Source organism: Sediminibacillus sp. JSM 1682029, from assembly GCF_041366435.1.
GTDB classification, from domain to species: domain Bacteria; phylum Bacillota; class Bacilli; order Bacillales; family Amphibacillaceae; genus Sediminibacillus; species Sediminibacillus terrae.
Window position 1 is genome coordinate 170442 of record NZ_JBEWYY010000008.1, and the last position, 9022, is coordinate 179463.

Consider the following 9022-nt stretch of genomic DNA (forward strand, 5'->3'; position numbering starts at 1 on the left):
TCTCCATATTAAACATCAATCGAAATTTCCGTCATATACTCTTGATGATACGGGTTTGGGAGTGCCTCTTCGAAAACTACGGCGACCTCTTTATATTTTTTTATTTGTTTCTGAATATGTTTTAATATCCGATTGAAAAAAACAGGCTCTGTTATGTCTAAAAAAAGAGGCTTGTGTAACCCCTTTTCTCCATAAATGATGCTGAGTTTTTCGTGTTGTATGAGAAATATCCGTACAAAAGAAACTTTTGGAATCTGATAGCGCTCCATCACTTCCATCATTTGCTGAAATCCTTTTAAATTTGGACCAATTCTCTCCAAAAGACAGCTATGTATAATATACTTTCTCCTTTGCAACGTTAAAGATCCAAACTCGATTTTTCCAATCTGCACAAAAGGTTTCTCCATACGTATCCCATCATATTCAATCGTCATTCCGGACAAAAATGCAGACTGTCCAAGGTAAGTAACTAGTTTGAAGTCTTCGGAAAGATGATAAGAAGCCAAACTTCCTAAGTATATAGGGATAAATCTCTTATGTTTTTCATTGTAGAAGATAAATCTATTTTCTTGTTGGCTCCAATAAATGTTACATGCTCCGATATTAATTTGGTTGGGAAGCAGGCTCTTTTTATCTACCAGCTCATAATCTCCTTTTATTGGAATGATATTTGGATTAAAGCCGTATGAAGGAGAGAATGTAGCAATGTCTTCTCCGACTCTTGTTAACCTGTTTTTTAATTTTTGATATAGTTGCTTCTGGCTTTCCTTTTTGATATGCCGAAAATAATTTCCCAAGTAACTCGATTTTATATGATTAACTATATACTTCTCTTTTGTTACCTGTTGGACTAAGAAAGTATCATAGCAGCGGCGCTTTACTCCGTTTTCTTTTAACACTCTTGCAATTTCATCAATTAGTTTCAAATCCAAAGTGACATCTTCTCCAGACAATGTTTCAGAAATAACCTTGTAATACTCCCGCTTTAATTGATTCAGTACCCTGCCTAATGGAGACTCAGTGAAAATACTATTGCTAAAATCTTTAAGAAGTGCCTGTTCCTCAAATGCATTTGCAAACTTGACAAGTTCCGGCTTTATATCGTTAAAAAGGATGCTATTATTACTTCGAAACAACTTATAACGAATCGATAATTGAAATAAAAGCCGATGATCAAAAATGGCAAGAATTTCTTTGTACGTTTCAATATCTTTTTGAACTCTGTCAGGCAATGCAAACTGGTGCGGATCAGCAGGCACATAATAATTTTCCGAAACCAGCGAAGTCGAATGTAAATCAATGTTACGACCTGTCAGTTCAAATGCTTTTTTTATTCGACTTTCTATTCGCAATAATAATTGCTCACGTTCACTTATCACCATGTGGTTATCCATAAAAGATTCCAAATCTTGTTTTATAGCTTCTAATATCCAAATGATTTCTTTTAGACAATCGGAGTTCCCTCCATCGCATTGAACTAAAAATTTGATCAAATCCTCTATAGAAGGATCCTTGTCATGGGCAGTATGTTTAAGATAACCGTAACGTACGAGCTTTCGAATCAGGGTCAATTCGTTATTAGTAATTCCTAGCTCGACTATTAAGTCCTTTGTTGATAGCACCTTTCCCGGTTCTATTTCTAGCAATGACTTCGATGACAATAAAAACTTTCGGGATTGATTTCCAATAAAACTACTATTCTTATCGATATCCTCTAAAAAGCTTTCAACCAAAATGCCATCATTTGTGATTTCAAAGTCAACCATAAAAGAACTTTGAACCAATACCTCATCAAGTTCTAAGACACAGTAGAATAGTTTTAATAGAATGGATTGATTTAACTCTATTCTTCTTTTTTCTTCTTTTGTATCAATAAAAGATAAAGAAGTAAAAGTTGATAAAGGAGCAGTTTTTGCATAGGATCTACCTAGCACCTTCCACACTTTATCCATTGTTTTTGCATTAGACGATGAATTTATCTTTTGATGCATTTTATGATTTGTCAGCATCAGTGCGTTTTGAATAGTTTGATTCTGTTTAACAAGATTGATCATCATTTTATTACCATTCTCTATTTCCTGATTAAACAAGTGCTCTATTTGTACTTCATACTTTTTGACTTCCTTACGAGTAATAAGAAGGTCAAAAAAGTAATTTTTCAACTCATTAGGGAGGAATTCGAATTTAGGAATCTTTCGTGGATCCAGTTTCGTTTTATTAATCATTCTTTTCAAATAGATGTACGTTATCCTCAAGTGCTCATCCTCATCTATTAACTTTGAAAGTTTTTGATGAGCCTCTTCTTCTTGCTGTTTTAACCTTTGTCGCTCTTTTCTATAATGGACAAACGCTTGATAAAATTCGCTTTTTAATTGGATTACTTCATTACTTGCAACGTGATTCTTTCTTACGATAGGAGATACATCCATACCGTTCACCTTTCCATCTGTACTCCTTGTTAGAGAAAAATAGGGATAGTCAAACTGATTACCCCTATTTTTCCAATTTTTATTCAAAATGCTGATTATGCACAGCTAGATGATGTGGATGAACAAGAAGAAGATCCACATGTTGAGGAAGACGAACTGCCACTTGTTGCAGCGGTTGATGGTACTGCCTCTACCTGATCTAATTCCACAACTTCTAATTCAATATCTTCTAGCAGGGCATCAAATTTAACATCCTTCATTTCCTTCGACCTCCTTAAAATACTCATTATTCATAAATGGGCAACTCTTCAATATGTTCTTATGTGAAGTTACATTACTAAGGATGAGTACACAAAAGTCTTTGTTGAAGTTAAACAAACTGATTTTAGCGGAACATTCCTATGCACAGCTGGATGATGTGGATGAACAAGAAGAAGATCCACATGTTGAGGAAGACGAGCTACCACTTGTTGCAGCAGTTGACGGTACTGCTTCCACCTGGTCCAATTCAACAACTTCCAGCTCGATGTCTTCAAGCAAGTCATTAAGCTTTGCGTTAGTCGATACTGTCATATCATCACCTCCATTCAATTGAGATTTCTTAATTTATATTACCCATATGTAATAAATTACTATGGAGTAATATCAAAGACTCGTTACCTAGGTAACATATAGTTTTGATGACATTGGAAGCCTAGCTAATGGTGATGAACAGATAAAAGCGGAATTTCAACAACGGACATTGCTTACCCTTTGACTCGTGGATGGATTATCTATGACATGGGAGGAAATTTTCCTAGAGGAGAAGATAAAGAGTATATATCGATATGCTCATATACAGTATATTTATTCTTTGATATACTAGTAAGCAATTTAATTATCTGATTATTGCCCATATTTAAAATATAATTAAGCAGGTAATACAGGTCAATGATAATCCATAAAATTCCTAAATTCGATACTATTATCCTAGGAGGTAAGTTCCATGGAATCGATTCATTTCATTTCTGTTGGTGAATTCGGCACAGGACTAATGAATCATATAAGGAATAAATTCCCATCTATCTCGACTAGTATGTTGGTAGAAGAGGATTTCGATCATTTTTTTAACACCTTGTCAGTGGCTAAAATTTATACCCTTGCCACCGCTACTTATACCTCCAAAATTTATAGACAGTTAGACTATCAAGTATATCGTAAAAGAGCTTGCTGGATTCCAATCGTGTACGATCATCCATTTCTCCGAGTTGGACCTGTACTTACTCCACATATAGGCATCGACTACTCTTGCTTTGAGGAACAATTACAATCAAATTCGGCCTTGTCTAACTATCGAAACAATGTCTATGATTACAATGACCAGTTCCCCTTCTCAGGACCAAAAGGTTATTTACCTCCCTTCATAGGTTGGGCAGGGGCCATCTTCTCTTATGTCTTACATGAATTTGGTGAAATTGAAAGACGTGAATCAAGATTTTACTACCAGCTGAATGTTACCAATCAATATATTTCCAGGGAAGTTCTTCATCCAAAATAAACTATGCCTTCACGATACTATAGGAGGGAGAGACAGAAATGAATAAAATTTCATCCCAACGAATGGGGAAAGCAGTACAGCTAGATCCTCAGTTTTCATTGCCTAAGTATCCTCATTTTCCAGATTCATTTCAATTGATACCGATAGAAGACGGGGTTATCATTCATGGAGGAGAGTCACTACAATACTTTCCTGGAAAAAATGTTTATAGATTTTTTGAACATTTCCTGCCTATTTTGGATGGAACAAACAGCGTAGAAGATATTTATCGTAAGAATCCACAAATTAAAAGACAAATGATATTTAATAATTTAGCATTATTATACTCTCGTGGTTTGCTGGAGGATGGACCTTTAGATAAAGAGGACTACAGGGAAGATATTGATAAAAACATATTAGACTTTTTCAGAAGACATACCGATTCAACGAGGTATAATAAATCTGCGAATGAAGGTTTGAAAAGATTAGCAGATGAGAATATTTTAATTTTAAGCAATACTACTAATGCAAAACAACTACATTCCAGTTTGAAATTGTTTGGGGCTGAAAATGTCACACAAAAAAGTATATATGATATAAAGCTTTGTGAGGAGACATTTGTTATCGTATTATTAAGTGGATCCATTCCACACGATATTTTAACAAAAGTGGACGACATATGTGCTGCTAAAGGTATTCCCTGGTTATTAAGCTCTCTCCACGGAGATATCGGCTTATTAGGACCTTACTTTAATAGAAAAGAAACAGCTTGTTATGAATGCTTTGCAAGTCTCTATAGCAGCAACCAACGAAAATCTCGGATTGAAAAACAAACGGATTCGTTTCTCATTGAGATGTGGACGGAATTGACTACTATGGAAGTTGCCTATATTTTGACTCGTTTATTACCGCATCAAACAGGAAGTAATTTTAATACCTATGACCTTACGAAATGGACTAAAGAAACAAGAAGAGTACCAAGACGGCCAGGATGTAAACATTGTTTGCCAATAAAAGGATTATCTCCGAAGATTCCAGAACTTGCATTTCAATATGAAAACGAAATAAATTGGCCGTCTAACAATTTAAACAATCCTAAGGGCCATCAAGTTCATTACCAAGCCAATGTCCATATGCTTACACACCAAGCGAAAGTATATCCTAATTTAGAGCATATAAAATTAGCCCCGTCTGAAGAACTTCCCTCCATGAGAAAGCCATACACCCCTTCGATTTTCGCTAATTCCAGTACGGAAGCTTTACCAACAAAGAATAAACTTGCAAGAGTCCTGTTAAGTGGAGGGGGGTGGCGTAAGCATCCAGACGAAGAGATACCGAAGAACGAAAAGAATCAACGCTTTAGTCCAACTGGAGGCAACCTTGGCTCCGTTCAATTGTACCTCATCGCAAAAGATATTATCGGGTTATCAAAACAAGTTTATTATTACCAACCAAAGAATCACTCTCTCCAACCATTAGGTACGAAAAGTGACATAGAAAATCTCAACGATATCATTCATCAGATAACAGAACTATCCACTACGCCTCAATTTAAAGGAATGATAATCATGACTGGTGCCTATGACAGAGTAGTATTCAAATATGGAGCTTTTGGATACAAAGTTATTCATTTAGATGCCGGTGCCGCATTAGCACAAATGCAAGGAACTTCCCTGGCAAGCGGAATCACTTTACAAAACATAACACAATATAACGAACAATCAATCACAGATTTATTGAACATTGATTATCATAAAGAACCTATTACAGGTGTATTACTAATCAATTGAAACTGTCCATCAGCTTTCGTTTAACTAGTGCGGGGTAAATTAGAGGGAGGGGAAAAGAATGGATGTTTATCAAATCATTCAAGAAATGCAGCAAGAAAACCATGAAAGAACAATTAAAAACCTTAAACAAATCTCGATTCATCATTCACTACTTGAAGATCAAAAAAAATATTCATCCGAAAATTTAATTCATTTAGAACCTCCATTACAAAGGAGCATTCAAACATTGCAAGATGTGTTAAATCAGCGTACTGCGATTAAAAAGTTCGAATCTACTCCTATAAATCTTTTAGACCTGAGTAGTATTCTAGCCACCATAGAAAAATCGGATGAACTAAACTGGGGAATCTTTCGTGAATTAGGTATTGACCTGAATATATATATATTGGCACGCAATATTGAGAATTTAACATCCCCCAATATATACAAATACATACCAAGTGAACATGCCCTAAGCCTAGTCAGTAAACGCAATACCACATTAAAAAACAAATTGGATACCATTATCTTGCAAAAAGAATTCATCGATGCCCCTGCACTTATATTATGTACAGGCATGGTAGCAGCCTCTATTGATGTATTAGGTAATCATGGGTACCGTCAGATGCTAGTACGAGGTGGAAATGCCATGAATACTGCATGGCTAGCGACTTTGTCATTAGGTTATCAAGGCAGTATCTTTGCTGGATTTTATCATGACGCTCTAGTAGAACTATTCGGATTTGATGGCTATAAAGAAATGCTTTTATTGGCATTTGCCTTTGGTAGATGAGGTGAGCAATTTTTTACGGTGGCAGGTTACTTTAATTCCTCCCCTGGTAAACATAGTAAAATTTCAGATATGAAGCAATATAATTGAGTATGTTATGATAGGAGGATTTTCTTGAAATTAGATAAGCGTGTCTTAATAGTTGCATTAAGTAAGGCCGTGTAGGTAATGCCGTTGTCTTCAAGGCACTCGTACACCGTTGATAAAACTCTACCACTGCAGGCGCTCATAAAAGGTGCGTCCACAGCTGGTACATAAGTACCGACGCTCACGCAAGGAAAGCCGAACGGATTATGTTGGACAAAACAGGTTCTTGGATGGTTTGATTTCGATACTCTTGTTTATCTTTAAACCCCATAATGGCGTGGCACTCCTATCCCTCTCTTTTTCCTTTTGTGTCAGCAACTTTAAGGTAACAAAGAGAGAGGGAATGAGTGTATTTTTTTGCACTTTTTTGCACACTGCAGAAACACCCATCGCAACAGAGGACACCACCACATTCAGTATAGAGCCGTTATTCAAGGTGGTTAATCGTAAAATAAAAAATTTGGCATAAAAAAGACTCCAACTTTAAAGTTGGAGTCTTTTTAGGATACCGGTGGTCGGGGTCGAACCGACACTCCCGAAGGAACACGATTTTGAGTCGTGCGCGTCTGCCAATTCCGCCACACCGGCACGTTATTCATATGGAGGCGGCAACCGGATTTGAACCGGTGATAAAGGTTTTGCAGACCTCTGCCTTACCACTTGGCTATGCCGCCTTAAAATGGAGCGGAAGACGGGATTCGAACCCGCGACCCCCACCTTGGCAAGGTGGTGTTCTACCACTGAACTACTTCCGCATTTTTTGGCTGGGCTAGCTGGATTCGAACCAGCGAATCACGGGATCAAAACCCGATGCCTTACCGCTTGGCTATAGCCCAACTATACCACACACTGGAAAATGGGGCGACCGGTGGGAATCGAACCCACGAGTGCCGGAGCCACAATCCGGTGCGTTAACCACTTCGCCACGACCGCCAACATATTAATAATGGCAGGGGTAGTAGGAATCGAACCCACACCGGAGGTTTTGGAGACCTCTGTTCTACCGTTAAACTATACCCCTATGTAATGGTGGAGGGAGTAGGACTCGAACCTACGAACCCGATGGGAGCGGATTTACAGTCCGCCGCGTTTGGCCAACTTCGCTATCCCTCCAAAATAAAAGGTGGCTCGGGACGGAATCGAACCGCCGACACACGGATTTTCAGTCCGTTGCTCTACCGACTGAGCTACCGAGCCAATAAATGATATGAAACTATGTAAGTGGCGGTCCGGACGGGACTCGAACCCGCGACCTCCTGCGTGACAGGCAGGCATTCTAACCAACTGAACTACCGGACCATATTAAGGAAATAATTTGGTTGCACTCTTACAAGTACCTGGATTTTTCACTAGCCAAGAGGTAACTCAGCGTAGTAAGTGAAAATAATTTGGTTGCACCCTGCGGGTACTACTATGTTTTCTAACGAAGAAGTATAATCAACGTTGGAAGAAAATGATTTTGGTTGCGGGAGCAGGATTTGAACCTGCGACCTTCGGGTTATGAGCCCGACGAGCTACCAGACTGCTCCATCCCGCGATAATGTAGGAGATTATTCCTATCAAATTCTCTAATGGTGGAGGATGCAGGGCTCGAACCTGCGACCCCCTGCTTGTAAGGCAGGTGCTCTCCCAGCTGAGCTAATCCTCCAATTAAGTGGTGACCCGTACGGGATTCGAACCCGTGTTACCGCCGTGAAAGGGCGGTGTCTTAACCACTTGACCAACGGGCCATTTAAGAAATGGCGGAGAGCGAGGGATTCGAACCCTCGAGACCGCGGTAGCGGTCTACACGATTTCCAATCGTGCTCCTTCGGCCACTCGGACAGCTCTCCATGGCTCCACCGGTAGGATTCGAACCTACGACCGATCGGTTAACAGCCGATTGCTCTACCACTGAGCTACGGTGGAACGGATATGCCTGGCGGCGTCCTACTCTCGCAGGGGCAAAGCCCCAACTACCATGGGCGCTGGAGAGCTTAACTGCTGTGTTCGGCATGGGAACAGGTGTGACCTCTCCGCTATTGCCACCAGACTCATTTTGGCGTACATCCAAGTGTACTTTTTTTGTGACAACAACTATTATAGCTGTTTTTCACAAAAAATCAAGGGTAAATTTCAAAAAATCACTTACACCTTCAAAACTAGATAAGAAGGAAGACATCAACGAACTTCACACGTGATGGTGCTTTAATCCAGTTACGGCTCCTAACAGCTAGTGTATAGTTCATCCAGCTTTTCGTACGCTTAAAGCGGCGTACTACAATCTGGCTGATCTATCCATACGCTGTTGACCAGTCGCCTTCACTTTTTGTTTTAAGTTAAGTCCTCGATCGATTAGTATCCGTCAGCTGCACGTGTCACCACGCTTCCACCTCGGACCTATCAACCTCATCGTCTCTGAGGGATCTTACTCATTTAAAATGATGGGAAG

6 protein-coding genes, 14 tRNA genes and 2 rRNA genes are annotated in these 9022 nt (G+C 39.0%); 3 read left to right on the plus strand and 19 right to left on the minus strand.

The features are described from left to right. Positions 1–8 precede the first annotated feature (8 nt). The 3 genes from ABVF09_RS14560 to ABVF09_RS14570 form a co-directional block, all read right to left on the minus strand. Positions 9–2438: a hypothetical protein gene (locus ABVF09_RS14560; RefSeq protein WP_371069510.1), complete on the minus strand. Its 2430-nt coding sequence runs from the start codon at positions 2436–2438 to the stop codon at positions 9–11. An 86-nt stretch (positions 2439–2524) separates the two neighbouring features. After that, positions 2525–2689, minus strand: coding sequence for a thiazolylpeptide-type bacteriocin (locus ABVF09_RS14565; protein ID WP_371069511.1), 165 nt, complete (start codon positions 2687–2689; stop codon positions 2525–2527). Positions 2690–2828: 139 nt separating this feature from the next. Further along, the gene (locus ABVF09_RS14570; protein ID WP_371069512.1) at positions 2829–3002 is read right to left on the minus strand and encodes a thiazolylpeptide-type bacteriocin; all 174 of its coding nucleotides are present in this window, start codon (positions 3000–3002) and stop codon (positions 2829–2831) included. A 412-nt stretch (positions 3003–3414) separates the two neighbouring features. Here ABVF09_RS14570 and ABVF09_RS14575 point away from each other — a divergent pair, with 412 nt between their 5' ends. From ABVF09_RS14575 to ABVF09_RS14585, 3 genes are read left to right on the plus strand one after another with little or no spacing between them, the layout of a single operon-like run. Further along, positions 3415–3966: a hypothetical protein gene (locus ABVF09_RS14575; RefSeq protein WP_371069513.1), complete on the plus strand. Its 552-nt coding sequence runs from the start codon at positions 3415–3417 to the stop codon at positions 3964–3966. Positions 3967–4004: 38 nt separating this feature from the next. After that, positions 4005–5735, plus strand: a complete 1731-nt coding sequence (locus tag ABVF09_RS14580; protein ID WP_371069514.1) for a SagB family peptide dehydrogenase — start codon at positions 4005–4007, stop codon at positions 5733–5735. A 58-nt stretch (positions 5736–5793) separates the two neighbouring features. Next, positions 5794–6507 carry a nitroreductase family protein gene (locus tag ABVF09_RS14585; protein ID WP_371069515.1) on the plus strand — a complete coding sequence of 238 codons (714 nt, stop codon included), beginning with the start codon at positions 5794–5796 and terminating at the stop codon, positions 6505–6507. Positions 6508–7097: 590 nt separating this feature from the next. Here the strand turns inward: ABVF09_RS14585 and ABVF09_RS14590 are convergent. The 16 genes from ABVF09_RS14590 to ABVF09_RS14665 form a co-directional block, all read right to left on the minus strand. Next, positions 7098–7179 (minus strand) — tRNA-Leu (locus tag ABVF09_RS14590). Positions 7180–7191: 12 nt separating this feature from the next. Further along, positions 7192–7265: transfer RNA gene (locus tag ABVF09_RS14595), tRNA-Cys, on the minus strand. A 6-nt stretch (positions 7266–7271) separates the two neighbouring features. Further along, positions 7272–7346, minus strand: a tRNA-Gly gene (locus ABVF09_RS14600). Positions 7347–7352: 6 nt separating this feature from the next. Then, positions 7353–7427, minus strand: a tRNA-Gln gene (locus ABVF09_RS14605). A 21-nt stretch (positions 7428–7448) separates the two neighbouring features. Then, positions 7449–7524 (minus strand) — tRNA-His (locus ABVF09_RS14610). Positions 7525–7538: 14 nt separating this feature from the next. Beyond that, a tRNA-Trp gene (locus ABVF09_RS14615) sits at positions 7539–7612 on the minus strand. A 6-nt stretch (positions 7613–7618) separates the two neighbouring features. After that, positions 7619–7704: transfer RNA gene (locus tag ABVF09_RS14620), tRNA-Tyr, on the minus strand. Positions 7705–7715: 11 nt separating this feature from the next. Continuing rightward, positions 7716–7788 (minus strand) — tRNA-Phe (locus ABVF09_RS14625). A gap of 25 nt (positions 7789–7813) precedes the next feature. Further along, positions 7814–7890 (minus strand) — tRNA-Asp (locus ABVF09_RS14630). Positions 7891–8051: 161 nt separating this feature from the next. After that, positions 8052–8128, minus strand: a tRNA-Met gene (locus ABVF09_RS14635). A gap of 35 nt (positions 8129–8163) precedes the next feature. After that, positions 8164–8239 (minus strand) — tRNA-Val (locus tag ABVF09_RS14640). Between the two features lie 7 nt (positions 8240–8246). Beyond that, a tRNA-Glu gene (locus tag ABVF09_RS14645) sits at positions 8247–8321 on the minus strand. 10 nt (positions 8322–8331) lie between these two features. Further along, a tRNA-Ser gene (locus ABVF09_RS14650) sits at positions 8332–8423 on the minus strand. Position 8424: 1 nt separating this feature from the next. Next, positions 8425–8499, minus strand: a tRNA-Asn gene (locus ABVF09_RS14655). An 8-nt stretch (positions 8500–8507) separates the two neighbouring features. Beyond that, positions 8508–8623, minus strand: a 5S ribosomal RNA gene (rrf, locus tag ABVF09_RS14660). A gap of 282 nt (positions 8624–8905) precedes the next feature. Further along, positions 8906–9022: ribosomal RNA gene (locus ABVF09_RS14665) — 23S ribosomal RNA — on the minus strand; the annotation flags it as partial.

What these genes read in the sequence shown, in the direction of transcription:
- ABVF09_RS14565 (WP_371069511.1), bottom strand. Translation starts at nt 2,689, where the DNA reads ATGAAGGATGTTAAATTTGATGCCCTGCTAGAAGATATTGAATTAGAA.
- ABVF09_RS14570 (WP_371069512.1), bottom strand. Translation starts at nt 3,002, where the DNA reads ATGACAGTATCGACTAACGCAAAGCTTAATGACTTGCTTGAAGACATC.
- ABVF09_RS14575 (WP_371069513.1), top strand. Translation starts at nt 3,415, where the DNA reads ATGGAATCGATTCATTTCATTTCTGTTGGTGAATTCGGCACAGGACTA.
- ABVF09_RS14580 (WP_371069514.1), top strand. Translation starts at nt 4,005, where the DNA reads ATGAATAAAATTTCATCCCAACGAATGGGGAAAGCAGTACAGCTAGAT.
- ABVF09_RS14585 (WP_371069515.1), top strand. Translation starts at nt 5,794, where the DNA reads ATGGATGTTTATCAAATCATTCAAGAAATGCAGCAAGAAAACCATGAA.